The organism is Streptomyces sp. NPDC051217 (genome assembly GCF_044455465.1).
In the GTDB taxonomy this organism is placed as follows: Bacteria; Actinomycetota; Actinomycetes; order Streptomycetales; family Streptomycetaceae; genus Streptomyces.
Window position 1 is genome coordinate 108,850 of the sequence record NZ_JBITEV010000012.1, and the last position, 23,470, is coordinate 132,319.

Here is a 23,470-nt window from a genome sequence, read left to right on the forward strand (position 1 = left end):
TGCCGGGCCCGGCGGGTACGCACCCCCTCAAACTCCGCTCAGAGGACTTCTCCGTCCATCGTCCTCTTGCGCAGGGCCGGCCTGCTCGACCGGGCAAGATCCTTCCATGTGTCTGACAAACCGGCGATGGTGCGCGCTGCGAACAACGTGCGAATGGACACCTCTTGCTTCAGCTCCGCCCGGATCAGGCCGACCAGCCTGATCGCCCGCAGCGAGTTGCCACCGAGGTCGAAGAAGTCCTCGTCGATGCCGACCCGGTCCCGCTCAAGGACGTCGGCGAACGCCTCGGCCAGAACCCACTCGGTGTCGTTGCGCGGTGCCCGGTACGAGCCGTCATCGAACTCGGGCTCCGGCAGCGATGCCCGGTCCACCCTCCCGCCCGCCGTCACCGGCAGGCGTTCCAGCACCACGAACACCGACGGCGCCATGAACTCCGGCAACCGCCCCGCGGCGAACCGACGCAGTTCCTCAACCGCAAGGCCGGACCCGAGGTCGCTGCCGCCCACCGGGACCACGTAGGCCACCAGCCGCTGCTGCCCGGAGGTGTCCTCCTTGACAGCCACCACCGACCGCGTCAGTCCGGGGTGCTCGGACAGCACCTCTTCGACCTCAGCCAGCTCGACCCGGAAACCACGTATGTCGGCCTGGGCGTCGGCCCGGCCCACATACTCGAGCCGGTCGTCGGTACCCCAGCGCATCCGGTCACCGGTCCGGTACATGAGCCCGCCGACCGGGCCGAACGGACAGGGCACGAACCGCTCCGCCGTCCGCCCGGGTCGCCCGGGATAACCACGCGCCACGCCGGGCCCGGCCACATACAGCTCTCCGGTCACGCCCGCGGGGACCGGCGCCAGCCCCGGCCCCAACACGTAGAGGGCCGTGTTGTCCATCGAGTGGCCGACCGCGCCCGTATCGTGCACCGGTTCGTCCGCCGCCAGGCGGTGGCATGCGGCGAACACGGTCGTTTCCGTCGGACCGTAACCGTTGACGATCGTCAGTTCGGGGCAGGCTTCCCGCACCCGTCGCACCGCGGCCGTGGACACACGGTCACCACCGGTCCACACCTCGCCCAATCCGGCCAGGCGCTCGGGGTGTTCGGCCGCGATCGCCGAGAACAGACCCGCGGGCAGCCACACCGTGGAAATCCGGTTCGCCGCTCGCGACTCGGTCAGCGCATCGATGTCCAGCTCCCCCGGAGGAGCCACGACCACCTGGCCGCCGTTCAGCAGGGGCACCCAGAATTCGAGAGGGAGTGCGTCGGAGGCGTGCGGCGAATGCCACAGCACGGAGCCGCGGCCGCCTTCCCGCCAGTGACGATCCAGGACGAACCGCTCCATGTTCCGGTGCGTCACGGCGACTCCCGTCGCCGCACCCGTCGGTCCAGAGCAGCCGTACATCACGGCCAGCAGGTTGTCCCGGTGCGTCGGGACCGGCACCTCCCGCACCCCGTCGTTGTCGTCGGCGGCGGTGTCCGAACAGATGTCGTCGAACAGAATTGCTGGAACATCCAGATCAGCCGAGAGCACCTCGGCTGTCGTGGCACCGGTGAGCAGTGCGCGCACCGAAGAGTCGCTGACCACCGACTTGAGCCGCTCCGCCGGGAATGCCGGGTCGATCGGCAGGTAGGCTCCGCCCGCTTTCACCACCGCCAGCAGGGCGACGGCCAGGTCCACCGATCGAGGCATGGCCACCGCCACGACCGCCTCGGGCCCGACGTGCCGGCGTCGCAGCGCCTCGGCCAGCCGACTGGACCGCTCGTCCAGCGCCCGGTACGAGACGGCCGAGTCCCCGGACACCACCGCGACGGCGTCGGGAGCGCGCTCCACCTGGCGGGCGAACAGCTCCGGAACCGTCAGCCCCGGCACCGGCACATCCGTGTCGTTGGGGGCCGTCAGCACCCGGTCCCGCTCGGCACCGCTCACCACGTCCAGCACGCCGATCGGCAGCTGCCCTCCGGAGGCCACCACGGCACGGATGTACGCGATCAGCTCCTCGCCGATGAAGCGCAGGTCCGCGCGGGAGTACAGGCTCGCGGGGGCGTCGAGCCCGATGAACAGGTCGCTGTCGGCGCTCCCGTCGGTCCCGACGTTGACCGACAGCTCGTCGAAGACTCCTGTCGTCCCTCCGAGGTAACGCGCCGGGTTGTCGGCGAAGTGGAGCTGCTCCGCGAACTCGACAACGTTCAGGACGGCACCGAAACTGCCGCGACCGCTCAGGACGGTTTCGCTCACACGCTGGATGTCCGAGTAGTGGCAGGCGGTGTGATCGAAGACCTCGTACGTCTCGTCCCCCAGCGCTTCGGTGACATCGGTGAAGGTCGCACCGAGCGGAACACGCACCCGCACCGGCACCACGTTCACCGCCAGACCGGGCGTCCTGCTCGCCACCCCGAGGCGATTGCCCACGGCCAGCGAGAAGAGGAACTCCGGATCGTCGCAGCGGTGCCGGAAGAACACCGCCGCGGCCGCGGTCAGCATTGACGACATCCACACACCCATGGACTTCGCGGTCTCGGTCCAGACGGCCGCCTCGGCGTGCGGAACGGTCAGCGTCCGGCTCGCCATGCCGATGGAGCCGGCCACTTCCGACCAGCGATCGTCGGTGCTCATCGGTTCGGAGAGCGTGGACCGCGTCGAGTCGGACATGGCGACGCGCGGAACCTGCGCGGGCGCGGGCGCGTCCGACAGGTAGTCCTGCCAGAACTTGGTGTCATCCGTGAACTTCTGGGAGGCGCGGTACGCCGTTGCCTCGGCGGCGAACGACTCGACATCCCATGGGTGCGGCAGCTCAGATACCTCCGAGCCCCGCACCAGCGCCGTGTACACCTCGGCGAGGCGGCGCGACAGCAGCCCACTTATCCCGAAGCCGTCCGATATGAGGTGGTGGTAGGCGATGACCACGAGTGAGCGGGTCGCCGCGAGTCTGACCACGCCCAGGCGGAACAGCAGATCGCGCTCCAGGTCGAACGGCTGCCGGAGCACGTCGGCCACCGCGTCGCGCGCCGCCTGCTCGGGATCGCTCACGGCGCTGAGATCCAGCAGGAACGGCCGCCAGTCCCCCAGTTCCCGGGGCACCTGCCGCAATCCGCTCCCGTTGTCGACGAAGTTGACGCGCAGCACTTCCGCCTCGCCCATCACGTGGAGGAACGCGGATTCCATGACCGCCGCGTCGAGCTCGCCGTCCACATCCCACATGGTCAGCGCATGGTTCAGCATGTCGGGCGCCATTTTCTGCGCCCGCCACAACCCTTCATGCGCAGACGACACACCAAACGACCGCACAGAGATCATCCTCTCATCAGCAAATAGCTAAGAAAAAGCGCCACCAAATACCGCGGGGTCACTGCCGGGCGCTGCCGGCCATCGACGTCATGATGTGCCCGGCGATCAGTCTCGGTGTCGGGTGCTTCAGCACCAGATTCGCCCTCAGCTTGAGTCCGGTCGTCGCGGCCAGACGCTTGCTCAGCTCCACGGACAACAGCGAGTCGAATCCGATGCTGGTGAACCCCTGGTCGGGATCGACGGTCTCGCTGGAGGGGTGTCCGAGCACGGCGGCGACCCTCTCAAGGACGTGGTCCAGCACGAGTGCCGTCGCCTCGTCGTCGGGGAGGCCGGAGACCCTGTCCGGCAGGGCGACGGGCTCGTCGTCCCCCGCGGGCAGCTCCGCCGCGGGCAGTTCCGCCGCGACGGCCGTGTGCAAGGAGTTCAACCAGTACCGCCGCCGCGCGAAGGCGTACGTCGGCAGATCAACCCGCCGACGCGTCCCGTACAGAGCGTTCCAGTCCACGGCGCCGCCCCGGACGTGCAACTCGGCCAGCGAACCGACCACGGCCTCCACCTCTCCCCGGTCCCGCCGCGCCGAGGACAGGACCATGGCGTCGTCCACGTCCTCGACGATCTCCTGTACCGGGACAGTCAGAACGGGGTGCGGGCTCATCTCGATGAACACCCGGTAGCCGTCGTCGGCCAGCCGCCGGACAGAGGATTCGAAGAGGACCTTCTCGCGCAGGTTGTTGTACCAGTAGGTGCCGTTCAACTCCGCGGTATCGATGGTCTCGCCGTACAGGGTCGAGTAGAAGGGCAGCGTCGACGTTTGGGGGCGCAGGTCGGACAGCGGTTCGATCACTTGGTCGCGGACTCGGGTCACCTGGTGTGAATGGGAGGCGTAGTCAACCGATATTCGCCGGGCCTGAGTGCCTTCGGCCTTCATCTTCTCGACGAATTCGTCGAGTGCGTCCGGTTCCCCGGACACCACCACGGAGCCGGGACCGTTGACAACGGCGACACTCACCCGGTCGTTCCACGGAGCGAGACGTTGGTCCACGAGATCCGAGGACTCCGCGACCGACGCCATCCCGCCGTGACCGATCAGAGCCACCAGAGCCTTGCTGCGCAGCGCCACGGTCTTGGCGGCCTCGCGCAGCGACAGCGCACCGCACACGTAGGCCGCGGCTATCTCGCCCTGGCTGTGTCCCACCACGGCGGCCGGCTCCACCCCCCAGGACCGCCACAGGGCGGCCGTGGAGACCATCACCGAGAACAGCGCCGGCTGAACCACATCCACCCGGTCCAGTGAGGGCGCGCCCTCCACGCCGCGCACCACGTCGAGCAGCGACCAGTCGACGAACTCGGCCAGAGCGGCGGCGCACGCGTCGAGGCTCTGCGCGAAGACGGGAAAGGCGTCGTACAACTGCCGGCCCATGCCGACCCACTGCGACCCCTGTCCGGGGAACATGAAGGCGACGCCACCGGGGTTGCCGGCAACACCCCGTACGACTCGAGCGGACTCCGCGCCCTCGCTCAACGCCGCCAATCCGCCCAGCAACTCGTCCCGACCGCGGCCCAGGACCACCGCACGGTGTTCGAAACCCGACCGGCTCGACACCAACGACCAACCGACATCGGCGACATCGACATCCGGCTGGGCAGCGGCGAAATCACCGAGTCCGGCTGCCTGCCGCTCCAGGGCCGCCGCGCTCTTGGCCGACAGCACCCACGGCACCAGCCCGTCGGCGACGGCCGGGCCCGGACGGGGCTCGTCCTCCTGCTTGAGCGGTGGTGCCTCTTCCAGGATCACATGCGCGTTGGTGCCGCTGACCCCGAACGACGACACCCCGGCCCGCCGCGGACTGTCCGCCCGGGGCCATTGACGCCCCTCCACCAGAAGTTCGACCGCACCGGATGACCAGTCCACGTGCCGCGAGGGGACATCCACGTGCAGGGTCTTCGGCAGGAACCCGTGGCGCAGGGCCATCACGGCCTTGATGACGCCGGCGACCCCGGCAGCGGCCTGGGCGTGACCGATGTTCGACTTCATGGACCCCAGCCAGAGAGGCCTGCCCTCGGCCCGGTCCTGCCCGTAGGTCGCCAGCAGAGCGTCCGCCTCGATGGGATCCCCCAGCACGGTTCCGGTGCCGTGGGCCTCGACCAGGTCCACCTCGGCGGCCGAGACCCCCGCGTCCGCCAGTGCTCTGCGGATCACCTTCTCCTGAGCGCGGCCGTTGGGAGCGGTCAACCCGTTGCTCGCCCCGTCCTGGTTCACCGCGGAACCGCGGAGGACGGCCAGCACCGGGTGGCCGTTGCGACGGGCGTCGGACAGCCGCTCAAGGAGCAGCACGCCCACCCCTTCGGCCCAACCGGTCCCATCGGCTCCGTCCGCGAAGGACTTGCACCGGCCGTCGGCCGCCAGACCGCGCTGCCGGGAGAACTCCACGAAGACCGCGGGCGTCGACAGCACCAACGCCCCGCCTGCCAGCGCGAGCGAGCACTCCCCCGTACGCAGGGACTGCACCGCCAGGTGCATGGCGACCAGTGACGACGAGCACGCCGTGTCCACCGACACCGCCGGCCCGGTCAGCCCCAGTTCGTACGCCACGCGGCCGGACGCGACGCTCAGCGTGCTGCCCTGGATCAGGTACCCCTCCAGTTCAGGCATGCTCCTCTCCAGGAAACGCACCCCGTACTCGGACGAACTCACCCCGGTGAAGACACCGACGTCGGTCCCGCGCACACCGGCGGGAACCATGCCCGCCCGCTCGAAGACCTCCCACGACGTCTCCAGCAACAGGCGCTGCTGCGGATCGATCGTCAGCGCCTCACGCGGACTGATGCCGAAGAAATGCGCGTCGAAGTCGGCCACGTCCGTCAGAAACCCGCCGTGCCGCACGTACGAACTGCCCATGACGTCGGGATCCGGGTCGTACACGTCCCGCCACCCGCGGTCCTTCGGGAACTCCTCCACGACGTCCCGGCCGCTGCGGACCACGTCCCACAGTTCCTCGGGCGACGACACGCCTCCCGGGTAGCGGCACGCCATGGACACCACGGCGATCGGCTCGCCGCGGCCGGCTTTCAGAGCGTCGTTCTCCTGCCGGAGGCGGTCGCGCTCCTCCAGCAGCGTGCGGAGCGCCCGTTGGACCCGGTCCGCGCCGTCCGCCGTGCGATCCGCGGAGTCGGTCATGTCAGTTACCCCTCTCGTCCAAAGCCAGGTCGACCAGAGCATCCAGGTCCATGGCGGCCAGTTCGTCCGCACCGGTTCCCGCGTCCGGCGCCGGCCCTTCGGTGGCGCACGCCAGAACCAGGTCCAAGATGCCCGCGCTCCGCAGCCTGTCGATCGGGACAGTCCGCAGCGCTTCTCGGATCTCCGCGTCCTCAGCCGCGTTCGTGTCCGGCGCCGGACGCAGCAGGCCACACAGGTGACGGCCCAGCTCGCGTGGTGTCGGGTGGCTGAAGACGAGGGAGGACGACAGGCGCAGTCCGGTCGAGGAAGCCAGGCGGTTGCACAGTTCGACCGCGGTCAACGAGTCGAATCCGAGGTGGGTGAATGCCTGGTCTGCGTCGACGGCCGTGCTGGACGCGTGCCCGAGCACGATGGCGGCGTGCTCGCGGACCCGGTCCAGCACGGCTGCCTGCGCCTCGCCCTCCGACAGGGCGGCCAGCCGGGCGGGCAGGTCGAGGGGGCCGCTGTCCTTGGTCGTACTCGTCCGGGTCCGGAGTGGACGGCTGCCGTCGACGAGGTCGCGCAGGAGGGGCGGCGGCTCGTCGCCGGTCTTGTTCCGCAGCGTGGCGAGGTCCACCCGGGCAGGGATGAGCACGGGCTTGTCGATCGCGCAGGCAGAGTCGAACAGGGCCAGCGCCTCGGGTGTGGGCATCGGGGCGATGCCCAGCCGTCGGCTCCGCGAGAGGTCCGCCTGGTCCAGGTCCTTGGTCATGCCGCTGCTCTGCTCCCACCAGCCCCAGCACAGCGACATGCCGACCAGGCCGGACGCCCTGCGCTGCGCCGCCAGACCGTCCAGGAACCCGTTCGCCGCGGCGTAGTTCGCCTGTCCTCCGCTGCCGAGCGTGCCCGCGATGGCGGAGAACTGGATGAACGCCGACAGGTTGCGTTCCCTGGTCAGTTCGTGCAGGTTGACCGCACCGCCGACCTTGGCACGCAGCACGCGTTCGAGGCTCTCCGCAGTGAGCGACTCGACTGTGCCGTCCGCCAGCACACCCGCCGCGTGCACGACCGCCGTCAGCGGGTACTCCCCCGGCATGTCCGCGAGCATGTCCGCCACGGCGGCCCGGTCCGCGACATCGCATGCCCGGACTCTGACAGCCGCGCCCGCCCCCTCCAGGTCCGAGACCAACTCACGAACCCCGTCGGCCGACGCTCCCCGACGGCTCGCCAGCACCAGACTCCGCACACCGTGTTCGGCGACGAGGTGCCGCGCCACCAGCGAACCCAGTCCCCCGGTCCCGCCCGTGACCAGCACGGTCCCACCGCCGAAGCCCCCGCCCACCTCGATGACCAGCTTGCCGATGTGGCGGCCCTGGCTCATCTCGCGAAATGCCCTGCGCGCGTCGCGGATGTTCCGGACGGAGATCGGGTTCAGGTACACCCGCTTGTCGGCGAACAGTTCCATGACGTCTCGGAACAACTCGTGGCGCAGGTCCGGGCTCACTTCGTAGGCGTCGAAGGCCCGGTAGTCGACTCCGGGGTGATCGGCCACCACCTGGTGGGGATCACGGATATCCGTCTTCCCCATCTCAAGGAAGTTCCCGCCCTCGGGCAGCAGCCTCAGCGACGCGTCGACGAACTTGAACGCGAGGGAGTTCAGAACGACATCCACACCGCGACCGTCCGAGGAGTCCAGGAACTTCTCCACGAACTCCAGATCCCGCGACGACGCCAGGTGATTGTCATCGAGTCCCAGCGCGCGCAGGGCGGGCCACTTGGCCGGGCTCGCGGTTCCGTACACCTCGGCACCGGCGTGCCTGGCCAGTTGAACGGCGGCCATCCCCACGCCGCCTGCCGCGGCGTGGACAAGAATCCGCTGTCCCTTCTCAAGCTTCATCAGGTGGAAGAGCGCGTAGTAGGCCGTGAGGAAGGCGCTCGGCACGGACGCCGCCTCGGCGTAGCTCCACCCGTCGGGGATGGGCATGAGCGTGCGGTGATCCGCCACGGCCACGCGGCCGAAGGCGCCGGGGATCACACCCATCACCCGGTCACCCGGCGCAAGACGGGCGACGTCGTCCGCGACCTCCAGCACCGTTCCGGCGCCTTCATTGCCGAGCCCGGCGCCGAAGGCGGTTTTCTCCACCAGACCCAGGGCCAGGGTGACGTCCCGGAAGTTGAGCCCCGCGGTGTGCACGGCGATGCGCACCTGCCCGCTCGTCAGGGGTGCTTCCACCTCGGGGCAGGGAACCCATGTCAGGTTCTCCAGGGTCCCCTTGTCCGGAATTCCCAGCCGGTGAGCGCCGACGGCCGCCGGCGGCTCGATGTGCTGGTGCGCAAGTGGGGTCGGCGTCATGTGGGGCGTGAGGAACGCCCCGCCCCGCAGTGCCAGTTGGTCCTCACCGAGGCCGAGCGCGTCCGGGAAGCATGCGAACGATGTCTGCTCGTCGTCGACGTCCACCAGCCGGAACCTGCCGGGGTGCTCCGTCTGGGCGGACCGTATCAGGCCCCACACGGACGCGCCGGGGAGGCTGTCGACGCTCTCCCCGCCACCGGTGTCGATGGCCAGGCGGGTGAGCACCACCAGCGTGGATCCAGCGAGCCGCTCCTCGGCGAGGAACCGCTGGACCCAGAGCAGCACGCGCGTGTCCGCGCCGCCGACCGCGGCGAGCAGATCGGTGTCGGCGGGGACGAAGTCGTCCAGGCACAGGACGATGTCCCGGGGTGCCTCCCCCGAGAGGACGTCGTCCATGGACTCGTGGAGCACGACACTCTCGTCGCCTGCCTCGGAGAGTCGAGAGGCCAGGCCGTTCTTCGCACCGAGAACGCCCCACCGCCCGCGGCGGGGTTGCCGCCCGCTCCGCTGGACCGGTCGCCATTCCAGTTCGAACAGCGACTGCTCGTGCCCGCCTCGCGCCGAGCGCAGTTGCTCGGCACTGGCCGGCCGGAACGTCAGGGCCTCGACGTGGGCGATGTCGCGACCGTGCTCGTCGGCGATGTCCAAGGACACGACGCTTTCGCCGGCCGGGGTGATCCGGACCTTCACGCTCGGGCCGCACACCCCGAACAGGTTCACGCCGGACCACGAGAAGGGCATCCAGCCCCGCCCGCCGTCCACGTCGAGGACACCGCCGGGCACCACCGCGTGCAGCACCGAGTCGATCTGCGCCGGATGCAGGGCGAACCCGCCGCCGGCCGAGCCGTCGTCGGTCTCCGGCAACGTGGCCAGCACGTAGAGATCATCACCGTGTCGCCACACTTCCCGCAGCCCGCGGAAGGTCGGACCGTAGTCGAAACCCGTCTCCGCGAGGGAATCGTAGAGACCGTCGATATCGAGTCGCTCGGCCCCGGCCGGTGGCCACACGGCGAGTGAGCGCGCGTCATCGGTCCGCGCGGTCGCCTGCGGTGTGCTCGGTGTGCTCGGTGACAGGCTCCCCGTCGCGTGACGGATCCAGCCGCCCACCGTCCGGCCGTCCTCGCCGGGGCGCGAGTACACGTCCAGGGGGCGGTGTCCCGTCTCGTCCGCCGCACCGACGACTACCCGTACCCGCACGTCGCCCGAGCGGGGAAGGACCAGGGGAATCTCCAAGGAGAGTTGCTCGATCGCCGCACACCCGACGAGGTCGCCGACGGACAGCGCCAGGTCCATGTAGGCCGTCGCCGGTACGACGACCGTGCCGAACACGGCGTGATCGGCCAGCCAGCTGTGGGTCCGCAGGGACCACCGGTCGGTGAACACCACCTCGTCGGTGCCGGGGTGGTCCACCATGGCGCCCAGCAGTGGGTGCTCCGGAGCCGAGAGGCCGGCGGAGGCCACGTCCGCCGTACCGTTCCCGGCCCGGAAGTCCAGCCAGTAATGCTGCCGCTCGAACGCGTACGTCGGGAGATCCACCCGTCGTCGCGCCCCGAACAGGGCGTCCCAGTCCACGACGCCGCCCCGGACGTGCAGTTGGGCCAGCGAGCCGATCAGTGCCTCGGCCGGCCCGCGGTCCCGCCGCGACGACGACAGGACCACCGTGTCGTCCACGCCCTCACCGGCGAAGGCTTCCTTGGTGATGCTCGCGAGCGTCGATCCCGGGCCCACTTCGAGGAAGACGCTCGCCCCGGCCGTACGGGCGCACTCCACCGCGTCGAAGAAGCGAACGGGTTCGCGAACGTGGTTCACCCAGTGCTCGACGGACGTCAGCTCCTGGAGCGTGGCCTCGCGGCCCAACCGGGTCGAGACGACCGGGATCAGCATCTCGCCGGCGGGGAGCTTGCCGATCGACCCCGCGAACTCGTCCAGGATCGGGTCCATGAGCGGGGAGTGGAACGCGTGGTCGACCTTGAGCAGTTTCGCCGACGTGCCGTCGGCGACGAGCCGTTCCCTGAGGTCGTGGACCTCGTCGCGGGTGCCGGAGACCACGACCGACTCCGGACCGTTGACGGCGGCGACGCCGACGCGGCCGTACCGGCTGAGCGGAGTGCTCATGTCGGCTTCCGAAGCGCGTACTGCCAGCATGGCGCCCCGCTCGGTGACCTTCTGCATGACCAGTCCGCGAGCGGCCACGAGCCTGGTCGCGGAGTCCAGGTCCATGGCACCGGAGACGTGAGCGGCCGCGATCTCGCCGACCGAGTGACCGATCAGGTGGTTCGGCCGCGGACCGTAGTACGCCAGGAGCCGGTACAAGCTGACCTGCAGGGCGAACAACGCCGGCTGCGCGATGTCCGTTCGCTCGCTTTCCGGGGGCTCGTCGGCGAGGAGCAGCGGCTTCAGGGCGAAGGGGAGATGTGCGGCGAAGCGTTCACAGACCTCGTCGAGGCTCCGCGCGAAGACGGGGAACGCCTCGTACAACGGCCGTGCCACCCCGGCCCACTGAGCCCCCTGCCCCGGGAACATGAAGACCGTCTCCCCGAGGTCCCCGGCAACAGCGCGTACCACCCCGGCGGACTCCGCGCCCTCGCTCAACGACGTCAAACCGCTCAGCAACTCGTCCCGACCGCGGCCCAGCACCACCGCTCGATGCTCGAACCGAGCCCGGCTCGACACCAGCGACCAACCGACATCGGCGATGTCCAGGCCCGCGTCGCCAGCGGCGAAATCACGCAGCTTCCTCGCCTGCGCCCGCAGCGCCTCCTCCGACCTCGCCGACACGACCCACGGCACCGGTACGCCGGCTTCGGCCGACAAGTGACAGGCGGTGTCGGGCGCCGTCTCCTCCTCAGGCGCCGCCTCCTCCTCCGGCGCCTGCTCAAGGATCAGGTGCACGTTGGTCCCGCTCACGCCGAACCCCGACACCGCGGCCCGCCGCGGCCGATCACCCGTCTCGGGCCACGGCCGCGCCTCGGTGAGCAGTTCCACCGCGCCCGCGGACCAGTTCACGTGCGGTGTCGGCTCGTCCGTGTGCAGCGTCTTCGGCAGGGTGCCGCGCCGCATGGCCATGACCATCTTGATGACCCCCGCCGCGCCCGCCGCGCACTGCGGATGGCCGATGTTCGACTTCACCGACCCCAGCCACAACGGCTGGTCCGCCGGCCGCTCCTTGCCGTAGGTGGCCAGCAGCGCCTGCGCCTCGATCGGGTCGCCCAGCGTCGTGCCCGTCCCGTGCGCCTCGACGGCGTCCACCTGGTCGGCCGTCAGCCGGGCGTCCGCCAGGGCCTGGCGGATGACGCGCTGCTGGGAGGGGCCGTTAGGGGCGGTGAGGCCGTTGCTCGCCCCGTCCTGGTTGATCGCCGAGCCGCGCACGACCGCCAGCACCTGGTGGCCGTTCTTCCGCGCGTCGGAGAGGCGCTCCAGCAGCAGCACGCCCACGCCCTCACCCCAGGCCGTGCCGTCCGCGGCGGACGCGAACGGCTTGCACCGGCCGTCCGGGGCCAGCCCGCGTTGGCGGCTGAACTCGATGAACACGCCTGGCATCGTCATGACCGTCGCGCCGCCCGCCAGGGCCAGCGAGCAATCGCCGTTCCGCAGTGCCCGGGTGGCCAGGTGCAGCGTCACCAGCGACGACGAGCACGCCGTGTCGATCGTGACGGCCGGACCCTCAAGTCCCCACACGTAGGAGACGCGTCCGGAGGCGACCGCGGTCGAGGTGCCCGTTACCAGGTAACCCTCGATCTCTTCCGGCGACTCGTGCATCGGCGCCCCGTACTCCTGACGCGCGACCCCGAAGTAGACGCCCGTACGGCTCCGGCGCAGCGTCGTCGGATCGATGCCCGCCTGCTCGACCGCCTCCCACGAGGTCTCCAGCAGCAGCCGCTGCTGCGGGTCCATCGCCATCGCCTCGCGCGGGCTGATCTCGAAGAAGCCCGAGTCGAACTCGTCCGCGTCGTGCAGAAAGCCGCCCTCGCGCACATACGACTTGCCGTGGGTGCCCGGCTCCGGCGCGTACAGCTCATCGAGATCCCAGCCACGGTTCTGCGGGAAGCCGGAGATGGCGTCCCGCCCGGCGGCGACCAGATCCCACAGATCCTCCGGCGAGCGCACGCCGCCCGGATAACGGCAGCCCATGCCGACGATCGCGATCGGCTCGTGTGACGCCGCGGACAGCTCGGCGTTCAGGCGGCGCAGCCGTTCGGTCTCCTTGAGAGATGCCCGCAACGCCTCGACTACGGCATCATTCGATTCGGTCATCATGACCTCCGCATCTCGTCAGGAACGTCGTTCTTCATGGCCATGCGCACCAGGTCGTCCGCGCCCATCTCGTCCAGCGACGGCCCGTCGCCGTTCTCCGGCGCGTGACCCGCACCGTTCGCCTCGGCGCCGTTGACAGTGGAGCTGCTCGCCAGACTCAGCAGCGACTCCAAGAGCCCCGACTCGCGTAGCCGCGCCGGCGGAATCGACAGCACCAGATCCCGCACCGCGGCGTCGTCCACGTCGGACACGTCGGCCGGCGTTCCGCCAGGGGCGCCGCCGCCGGCCGTCCGCTCCGGGAACAGCTCCTCCCGCAGGTGCCGTGCCACGACGACCGGCGTCGGATAGTCGAACAGCAGCGTGCTGGGCAGTTGCAGCCCGGTCACGCGCCGCAGCCTGTTCCGCAGCTCCACGGCGGTCAGCGAGTCGAAACCGGACAGGTTGAACGCTCGCTCGGCGCCGAGCGCGTCCGCCCCGCTCAGACCGAGGACCGCCGCAGCGTGCGCGCGTACGGTCTCCAGCAGGGCTTCGTCCAACTTGTCATCGGGCAATCCCTTCAGACGGGCCATCAGGTCGCCCTCCGACGCCCCATCGGCGTCATCGCCGGAGTTCGCCGCCGCGGGCACGGCGATGTCGGGGAGATCGGCGATGAGCCGGCTGGGCCGGGCCGCGGTGAAGGCGGGCGCGTACTCCGCCCACTCCACCTGAGCCACCGTCACCTGCGTCTCCTCGCGGTCCAGCGAGGCGGCCAGCGCCGCCACCGCCGTCTCGGGCGCCATCGGCGGCAGCCCCTGCCGGCGCAGGCGTTCCTCCACCTCGCCGGTCACCAGGCCGCCGCCGCCCCACGACCCCCAGGCCACGGCGGTCGCGGGCAGCCCGGCCGCCCGCCGCACTTGGGCCAGCGCGTCGAGGAAGGCGTTCGCCGCGGCGTACCCGCCCTGCCCGCCGCTGCCCCAGACGCCGGCGGCGGAGGAGAACAGCACGAACGCGTCCAGTTCCAGATCGGCGGTGAGTTCGTGCAGCGCCGTGGCGGCGGCCACCTTGGGCCGCAGTACCCGCTCCAACTGCTCCGCCGTGAGGGACTCCACCAACCCGTCGGCGAGCACCCCGGCGCCGTGGATCACCGCGGTCAGCGGGTGCTCCTCCGGAACCGACGCCAGCAGTTCCCGCAGCCCGTCCCGGTCGGCGACATCGACCGCGGCCACCGTCACGCGCGACCCGAATTCCGTCAGCTCCGCCTCCAACTCCGCGATGCCGGGCGTGTCCTTGCCGCGCCTGCTGACCAGCAGAAGGTGCGGCGCTCCGGCCCGGGCCAGCCAGCGGCAGACGTGGGATCCGACCGCGCCTGCGCCGCCCGTCACCAGCACCGTGCCCCGCGGACGCCAGTCCCGCGTCGGCGCGTCACCCAGCGGTGCCCGCGACAGCCGCCGACCGAACGCTCCCGAGGTGCGCACCGCCACCTGGTCCTCGCCATGGACTCCACCCACGCCGTCCACTCCGTCAACGTCGGCGAGGACCGCGCACAGCAGCTCCGCGGGGCGCCCGTCCAGCCGGGCGGGCACGTCCACGAGCCCGCCCCACCGCTCCGGCCGCTCCAGCGCCACCACTCGGCCCAGGCCCCAGATCTGGGCCTGCAGCGGGTTGGCGACGGCGTCGGCGTTCCCCGTGGACACCGCCTCGCGCGTCAGGCACCACAGCCGGGCCTCGACGCCCGCGTCCTCCAGCGCCTGCACCAGGGCGACCGTGCCGGCGAGGCCATCGGAGACCGGCTCGTGCGCGGCGCCCAGGCCCTCGTCGACGAGTGCGGCGAGGGACAGCACACCGGTGAGGCGGCCCGGGACCCCGCCCTCTTCGAGCATGGCGGCGAGCCGTCGGCCAAGCGCGTCGCGGTCCCGCAGGTCGGCCGGTGCGACGTCCCATCGGATCACCTGGGCACGGCGTTCCCGCAGGGCATCGAGCACTGTCTCCACCGCGGGGTCCTGGGCGGTCGCCTCGGGGACCACCACCAGCCAGGCGCTCCCCTCCAGTCCCGGCGTCGCCCCGGTCCCGGCGCCGGCCAGCGGCTTCCACCTCGCGCGGTAGCGCCAGCTTTCCAGGACCGAGCGATCCAGCCGGCGCCGCCGCCACGACGACATGGCGGACAGCACAGCAGGAAGGGCCGTGTGCACGCTGTCGCGCTCGCCCTCGGCGTCGCCCAGTCCCAGCGTGCTGATCAGAGCGTCCAGGTCCTCCCGGTCGACCGCGTCCCAGAACTCGGCCTCGACCGGGGCCGCGGAGGCGCCGGTCGCGCGGTCGGTGCCGGCCTGGTCGGTGTCCAGCAGCCAGTAGTGCCGGTGCTCGAAGGGGTAGGTGGGGAGGTCGAGGTGGGTGGGCCGGGTGGTGGGGTAGAAACCGGCCCAGTTGACGGTGGTGTGGGTGTGGGCGGTGGCCAGCGAGGTCAGTACACGCTGCCAGGTGTCCTCGTCCCGGCGCAGAGTCCCTGTCACGGCGATCTCGCCGGTGCTCGTGTGGTCCTCGGCGGTCTCCTGGACGGGGTGGGTGAGTACGGGGTGGGGGCTGGCCTCGACGAACAGGGTGTGGCCGTCGTCCAGCAGGGCACGGGTGGTCGCCTCGAACGCCACGCTGGTACGCAGATTCTCGTACCAGTACTCGGCACCCATCACGGACGTGTCGTCCATCGCTCCGCCCGCGTAACCGGCCACGGTCGAATAGAACGCCACACTGGGCTCCCGCGGACGGACCGGAGCCAGCAGCTCCAGCAGCCGGTCGTGAAGAGCCTCTACATGGGGGGAATGCGACGCATAGTCCACCGGGATCTTCCGCGCCCGGATACCCTCACCCTCACAGTGAGCGACGAGGTCAGCCAGCGCGTCCGCGTCACCCGCAACCACCGTGGCCGACGGCCCGTTCACCGCGGCGACAGCAACCCGCCCCTCCCACCGGGCAATCAGACCCTCAACGTCCACCACCGCAAGAGGCACCGAAACCATCCCACCATCACCCACGATCTGGGTAATGGCCTGAGAGCGCAGCGCCACAATCCGGGCGGAGTCCTCCAGCGTGAGAATGCCGGCAATGTGTGCGGCGGCGATCTCACCCTGCGAATGACCCACCACCGCATCCGGAACCACACCCACGTGCTCCCACAGACGAGCCAGAGACACCATCACCGCCCACAAGGCCGGCTGCACCACATCAACCCGCTCCAGACTCGGAGCACCCGGCACCTGACCCAGAACATCGACCAGATTCCAGCCCGTGTGCGGTTCAAGCGCCGCCGCACACTCATCCAACTGCTGGGCGAACACCGGCGACGTACGCATCAAACCCACACCCATACCGGCCCACTGCGAACCCTGACCGGGAAACACGAACACCGTCTTCCCCGGCTGGGCCGCCAACCCGGTCACCACATGCGGGGAGGGCTCACCAGAAGCCAACGCCGCCAACGCACCCCGGAAATCAGCCAGTTCACGGCCGACCACCACCGCCCGACGATCAAACACCGACCGGCCCGCCACCAACGCATGACCCACCTCAACCGGTGTCACCCCCGGATCACGGTCAAGATGATCCAACAACCGCCGCGCCTGCTCCCCCAACGCAGCCTCAGACTTCGCCGACACCACCCACGGCAACACCCCATCCGTCACCACCACCGGCCCCACCACACCGTCAACGGAGGCAACCTCACCCTCCGGAGCCTGCTCAACAATCACATGCGCGTTCGTCCCGCTGACACCGAACGACGACACACCGGCCCGGCGCGGACGACCGGTCTCCGGCCACGACCTCGCCTCCGTCAACAACTCCACCGCACCGGACGCCCAATCGATGTGGGGCGAGGGGGCGTCGACGTGGAGCGTCTTGGGCAGCAGGCCGTGGCGCATGGCCATCACCATCTTGATGACGCCGCCCACACCCGCCGCAGCCTGGCTGTGGCCAATGTTCGACTTCAGCGAACCCAGCCACAACGGCCGATCCTCCGGCCGGTCCTGACCATAAGTCGCCAGCAGCGCCTGCGCCTCGATCGGGTCACCCAACGTCGTACCCGTCCCGTGCCCCTCGACCACGTCGACCTCGTCGGCCCGAACCCGGGCGTTGGCCAGGGCCTGGCGGATGACGCGCTCCTGCGAAGGCCCATTGGGAGCGGTCAGCCCATTGGACGCACCATCCTGATTGACCGCCGAACCACGCACGACCGCCAACACCTCATGACCATTCCTCCGCGCGTCGGACAGCCGCTCCAGCAACAGCAGACCCACACCCTCCGCCCAACCGGTGCCGTCGGCGGAGGCTGCGAAGGACTTGCTCCGCCCATCGGCGGAAAGGCCGCGCTGCTTGCTGAACTCGATGAAGACATCAGGCGTTGACATGACGGTGACGCCACCGGCCAGGGCCAGGGAGCACTCGCCGGTGCGCAGCGCCTGCGCCGCCAGGTGGATGGCCACCAGGGAGGAGGAGCAGGCGGTGTCGACCGTCACCGCCGACCCTTCGAACCCGAAGGTGTAAGCGACACGACCGGAGGCGACGCTGCCCGCTCTGCCGTTGAGCAGGTAGCCCTCCAGGTCTTCGGGGACGGAGCTGAGGCGGCTGCCGTAGTCGCCGTACATGACGCCGGTGAAGACGCCGGTAGGGGTGGCTTGGAGGGTGGTGGGGTCGATGCCGGCGCGTTCGATGGTTTCCCAGGCGACTTCCAGTAGGAGGCGTTGCTGGGGGTCCATGGCGAGGGCTTCGCGGGGGCTGATGCCGAAGAAGGCGGGGTCGAAGGCGTCGGCGTCGTAGAGGAAGCCGCCCTCGCGGACGTAGGTCTTGCCCGGCCGGTCGGGATCGGGGTCGTACAGCCCCTCGACATCCCAGCCACGGGCACTCGGAAACTCCGCGACGGCATCCGTCCCCCTCGCCACCAAATTCCATAGGTCGTCCGCCGATTGCACGCCGCCCGGATACCGGCAGCCGAGCGCCACGATGGCGATGGGCTCGTCGGTGGCGATGTCGGTGACCGTTGCGGCCGGGGCGGCAGTAGGTGCGTGGCCGGTCGGGACGAGGGTGGCGAGGAGGTGGGCGGTCAGACGGTGCGGGGTGGGGTAGTCGAAGATGAGGGTCGCGGGAAGGCGGAGGCCGGTGGCGGTGCTGAGGCGGTTGCGCAGCTCGACCGCGGTCAGCGAGTCGAAACCGAGGTCCTTGAACGCCTGGGCGAGGTTGATGGTGTCGGACGTGGCATGGCCCAGGACGAGGGCGACCTGCGTGCGGACGAGGGTGGCGACGGTGTCCTCGGCCTCCTCCTGGGAGAGGCGGGCAAGGCGATCGCGGAGGCCGATCGCGTTGGCCGCCGTACCGGCGGTGGCCTTACTGACGGGAACGCGTACGAGGCCCTGAAGGACAGGGGGAATCGTGCCGGTCTCCCGGTGAGGACGGAGCAGGGCGGGATCGATCTTGGCGGGGACCGGGCAGGCGATGCGCGTCGCACGGGCGACCTCGAACAACGCCAACCCCTCTTCCGCCGTGATGGGCTTGACCCCGAGGCGAGCCAGGCGTGTCAGATCCGTATCGACCAGGTGGCCGGTCATATCGCTGCCGTCGGCCCACAGTCCCCAAGCCAGCGAGGTGGCGGGCAGGCCCTCGGCGCGACGGCACTGGGCCAGCGCGTCGAGGAAGACGTTCGCCGCGGCGTAGTTGCCCTGTCCCGGACTGCCCAAGACGCCCGACAGGGAGGAGAAGAGGACGAACTCGGTGAGATCCATTTCGCGGGTGAGCTCGTGCAGGTGCCAGGCGGTGTCGACCTTGGGGCGGAAGACACGCTCGACCCGCTCCGCCGTCAGGGAGGTGATGGTGCCGTCGTCGAGGACGCCCGCGGCGTGCACGACAGTGGTGAGGGGGTGGTTGTCGGGGATGGCCGCGAGGAGCGCCGCGAGGGCGTCGCGGTCGGCGGTGTCGCAGGCGGCGATGGTGACCTTCACACCCAACTCGGCCAGTTCGGCGGCGAGTTCGGGCGCACCCGGAGCGTCCGGGCCACGCCGGCCGGCCAGCAGCAGATGACCGGCCTGCCCAGCCATCGCGTAACGGCGGGCGAACAACGTGCCGAGGGTGCCCGTGCCGCCGGTGATCAGGACCGTGCCACCCACGGCCGGCTCCGGCACGCTGGCGTCGTCGGACGGGATCTCCCGCACGAGCCGGGGGACGTACAGCTGCCGCTGATCGTCGTCGCGGAGGGCCACCTGCGGCTCGTCGCTTCCCAGCGCCGCACGGAACGACTCGGCGAAGACGGCGTTCTCGTCGTCCAGATCGATCACGGTGAAGCGGCCCGGGTTCTCGGTCTGAGCCGTACGGATCAGGCCCCAGACGGCGGCGTCTGCGGGGCTTGGCGACTCGGTGTCGGCGTGGACCGCGACGGCTCGCCTGGTGACGAACACGAGCCGACTGTCGGCCAGGCGCTCCTCGGCCAGCCATGACTGGACCATGTCCAAGGCGTACTGAACGGCCTCGCGCGCGGAGCCGGGAACGTCCTCGGCCGAGCCGGAACGCTCCAGCAGGCCGATGTCGATGACCAGGTCCGGGAGGGGGGCGGTATCGTCCGCCAGTAGCTGCGCCAGCTCCGGGTAACTCTCGACCGCGACATCGTCGGGCAGCGACGTGACCAGTGCCTCCGGAAGAGTGGGGCCCAGGAACGCCACTCGACCGGTCTTGAGGGTCTCCGCGACGGGCGTGGGGGTCCATGCCAGGCGGAACAGGTGGTCGTCTCCTCCCGTCGCGGCGGCCTTCGCCAGCTGCTCGGTGGTGATCGGCCGCATGGCCAGCGACCCCACCTCGGCGACCGGCAGCCCGGCGGGATCGGCAAGCCTGAAGCCCAGCGTCCCCGCGCCAGAAGGGGTGATCTGGACGCGCAGTGCCCGGGCACCCACGGCGTAAAGCTGGACGTTCGACCAGGCGAACGGAAGAAGCACCTCGTCCGGGCGCTGCTCAAGACCGCCGATGCCGATCGGGTGTTGCGTGGCGTCGAGGAGCGCGGGGTGGATGCCGTAGCGGTCGATGTCGGTGGCGTCGGTGGGGAGGGTGACCTCGGCGTAGAGGGTGCCGCCATGGCGCCAGGCGGCGGTCACACCCTGGAAGGTGGCGCCATAGCGGTAACCGCGGTCCGCCAGGAGGTCGTAGAGGGTGTCGGCGGGCAAGGGAGTGGCGCCAGCCGGCGGCCAGGCCGCCAACTTCGCCCACTCGGCCGCGTTCGATGTGGCGGACGCCTGGGGGGCGAGCGTGCCGATGGCGTGACGGGTCCAGGGCCGGTCGGGTGTGCCGTCGTCGAGTCGGGAGTGAATGCTGAGGGCCCGGCGGCCGTCACCGTCAGATACCTCCACGTGTACCTGCAGGTGAACACCGCCGACGGCCGGGAGAATCAGGGGTGCTTCGAGGGCCAGGTCTTCCAGATGGGGGGTGCCGGTGGCTTGGCCGACGTGGAGGGCGAGTTCGACGAACGCGGTGCCGGGCAGGAGGGGGGTGTCGTGGACGGCGTGGTCGGCCAGCCAGGGGTGGCTGCGCAGCGACAGGCTCCCGGTGAACAGGTGGCCGTCGTCGTCCGCGAGGTCGACGGCGGCACCGAGCAGACCGTGGTCGACGGCGTGCAGGCCGAGGGCGTGGGGATCGGTGCCGGCCTGGTCGGTGTCCAGCAGCCAGTAGTGCCGGTGCTCGAAGGGGTAGGTGGGGAGGTCGAGGTGGGTGGGCCGGGTGGTGGGGTAGAAACCGGCCCAGTTGACGGTGGTGTGGGTGTGGGCGGTGGCCAGCGAGGTCAGTACACGCTGCCAGGTGTCCTCGTCCCGGCGCAGAGTCCCTGTCACGGCGATCTCGCCGGTGCTCGTGTGGTCCTCGGCGGTCTCCTGGACGGGGTGGGTAAGAACGGGATGGGGGCTGGACTCGATGAACAACGTGTGCCCGTCGTCCAACAGGGCCCGGGTAGCGGCCTGGAAATCGACGGTGGTGGCCAGGTTCTCGTACCAGTACTCGGCACCCATCACCGTGGTATCAGCCATCACACCACCAACATGACCAGCGACCGACGAATAGAAAGCAACCGTGGTCGGCTGAGGTGCGACAGGTGCCAACAACTCCAGCAACCGGTCATGGAGAGCCTCCACATGTGGGGTGTGGGAGGCATAGTCGACCGGAACGCGACGAGCCCGGATGCCCTCACTCTCACAGTGAGCCAGCAACTCCTCGACAGCATCGCTGTCCCCCGCGACCACCGTGGACGAGGGCCCATTGACCGTCGCCACGAACACCCGTCCCGCCCAGCGGACGATCAGATCCTCAACATCCACCATGGGAAGGGGAACCGACACCATCCCACCCCGACCGGCAATTCCTGCGATGGCCTGAGAGCGCAGCGCCACAATCCGGGCGGAGTCCTCCAGCGTGAGAATGCCGGCAATGTGTGCGGCGGCGATCTCACCCTGCGAATGACCCACCACCGCATCCGGAACCACACCCACGTGCTCCCACAGACGAGCCAGAGACACCATCACCGCCCACAAGGCCGGCTGCACCACATCAACCCGCTCCAGACTCGGAGCACCCGGCACCTGACCCAGAACATCAACCAGATTCCAGCCCGTGTGCGGTTCAAGCGCCGCCGCACACTCATCCAACTGCTGGGCGAACACCGGCGACGTACGCATCAAACCCACACCCATACCGGCCCACTGCGAACCCTGACCGGGAAACACGAACACCGTCTTCCCCGGCTGGGCCGCCAACCCGGTCACCACATGCGGGGAGGGCTCACCGGAAGCCAACGCCGCCAACGCACCCCGGAAATCAGCCAGTTCACGGCCGACCACCACCGCCCGACGATCAAACACCGACCGGCCCGCCACCAACGCATGACCCACCTCAACCGGTGTCACCCCCGGATCACGGTCAAGATGATCCAACAACCGCCGCGCCTGCTCCCCCAACGCAGCCTCAGACTTCGCCGACACCACCCACGGCAACACCCCATCCGTCACCACCACCGGCCCCACCACACTCCGGGCAGAAGACTCCTCAACCTCCGGAGCCTGTTCCAGCACCAAGTGCGCGTTCGTCCCGCTGACACCGAACGACGACACACCGGCCCGGCGCGGACGACCGGTCTCCGGCCACGACCTCGCCTCCGTCAACAACTCCACCGCACCGGACGCCCAATCGATGTGGGGCGAGGGGGCGTCGACGTGGAGCGTCTTGGGCAGCAGGCCGTGGCGCATGGCCATCACCATCTTGATGACGCCGCCCACACCCGCCGCAGCCTGGCTGTGACCAATGTTCGACTTCAGCGAACCCAGCCACAACGGCCGATCCTCCGGCCGGTCCTGACCATAAGTCGCCAGCAGCGCCTGCGCCTCGATCGGGTCACCCAACGTCGTACCCGTGCCATGCGCCTCAACCACGTCGACATCGCCCGGCGTGAGACCCCCGCTGGCCAGCGCCTGCCGGATCACGCGCTCCTGCGAGCGCCCATTGGGAGCGGTCAGCCCATTGGACGCACCATCCTGATTGACCGCCGAACCACGCACGACCGCCAACACCTCATGACCATTCCTCCGCGCGTCGGACAGCCGCTCCAGCAACAGCAGACCCACACCCTCCGCCCAACCGGTGCCGTCAGCAGCCTCGGCGAACGCCTTGCACCGCCCGTCGGTCGCAAGCCCGCGCTGGCGGCTGAACTCCACGAACATGCCCGGGGTGGCCATGGCGGTGACGCCACCGGCCAGGGCCAGGGAGCACTCGCCGGTGCGCAGCGCCTGCGCCGCCAGGTGCATCGAGACCAGCGAGGACGAGCACGCGGTATCCACCGTCACCGCCGGCCCCTCGAACCCGAAGGAATAGGCGACACGACCAGAGAGGACACTCGCGGTGTTGCCAGTCAACAAATACCCGTCGAACCCAGCAGCACCGTCGTGCAGATGAGGGCCGTACTCCTGACTCATCGCGCCGACGAAGACCCCCGTCTGGCTGCCACGCAGCTCGGCCGGATCCACGCCCGCCCGCTCGAACGCCTCCCACGCCGTCTCCAGCAACAACCGCTGCTGCGGATCCATCGCCGTCGCCTCACGCGGACTGATCCCGAAGAAACCGGCATCGAACTCCCCCGCACCCGACAGGAAGCCGCCCTTGGTGACATAGGACGCACCGGGTCGATCCGGGTCGGTATCGAGAAGCTTCTCTGTGTCCCAGCCGCGACCGGTGGGGAAGTCGGTGATGGCGTCGACGCCTTCGCTGACGAGGCGCCACAGGTCCTCGGGGGCGCGGACATCTCCCGGATAGCGGCAGGACATGCCCACGATCGCGATCGGCTCGCGGCCGGACTCCTCCAGCTCGCGCACCCGCTCGCGCAGGGCCTGCGCATCGCCGACGGCGCGTTGCAAGTAGGACCGGAGCTTGTCGACGCCTTCCACC

The 23,470-nt window shown here is 70.1% G+C and carries 4 protein-coding genes; all 4 read right to left on the reverse strand.

From position 1 onward, the window contains the following. Nucleotides 1-38: 38 nt before the first annotated feature. From ACIBBB_RS25440 to ACIBBB_RS25455, 4 genes are read right to left on the reverse strand one after another with little or no spacing between them, the layout of a single operon-like run. A complete protein-coding gene (locus ACIBBB_RS25440; RefSeq protein WP_398985759.1) occupies nt 39-3,290 on the reverse strand; it encodes an amino acid adenylation domain-containing protein in 3,252 nt (1,083 codons plus the stop codon). Nucleotides 3,291-3,339: 49 nt separating this feature from the next. Then, nucleotides 3,340-6,459 carry a type I polyketide synthase gene (locus ACIBBB_RS25445; protein WP_398985761.1) on the reverse strand — a complete coding sequence of 1,040 codons (3,120 nt, stop codon included), beginning with the start codon at nt 6,457-6,459 and terminating at the stop codon, nt 3,340-3,342. A gap of 1 nt (nt 6,460) precedes the next feature. Then, entirely contained in the window at nt 6,461-13,012 is a 6,552-nt protein-coding gene (locus ACIBBB_RS25450; protein WP_398985936.1) for a type I polyketide synthase, read from the reverse strand. A gap of 32 nt (nt 13,013-13,044) precedes the next feature. Next, nucleotides 13,045-23,469 carry a type I polyketide synthase gene (locus tag ACIBBB_RS25455; protein ID WP_398985763.1) on the reverse strand — a complete coding sequence of 3,475 codons (10,425 nt, stop codon included), beginning with the start codon at nt 23,467-23,469 and terminating at the stop codon, nt 13,045-13,047. Nucleotide 23,470: the final 1 nt, after the last annotated feature.

Excerpts from the sequence above, each read along its gene's own strand:
- ACIBBB_RS25440 (WP_398985759.1), bottom strand. The coding sequence starts at position 3,290 with ATGATCTCTGTGCGGTCGTTTGGTGTGTCGTCTGCGCATGAAGGGTTG.
- ACIBBB_RS25445 (WP_398985761.1), bottom strand. The coding sequence starts at position 6,459 with ATGACCGACTCCGCGGATCGCACGGCGGACGGCGCGGACCGGGTCCAA.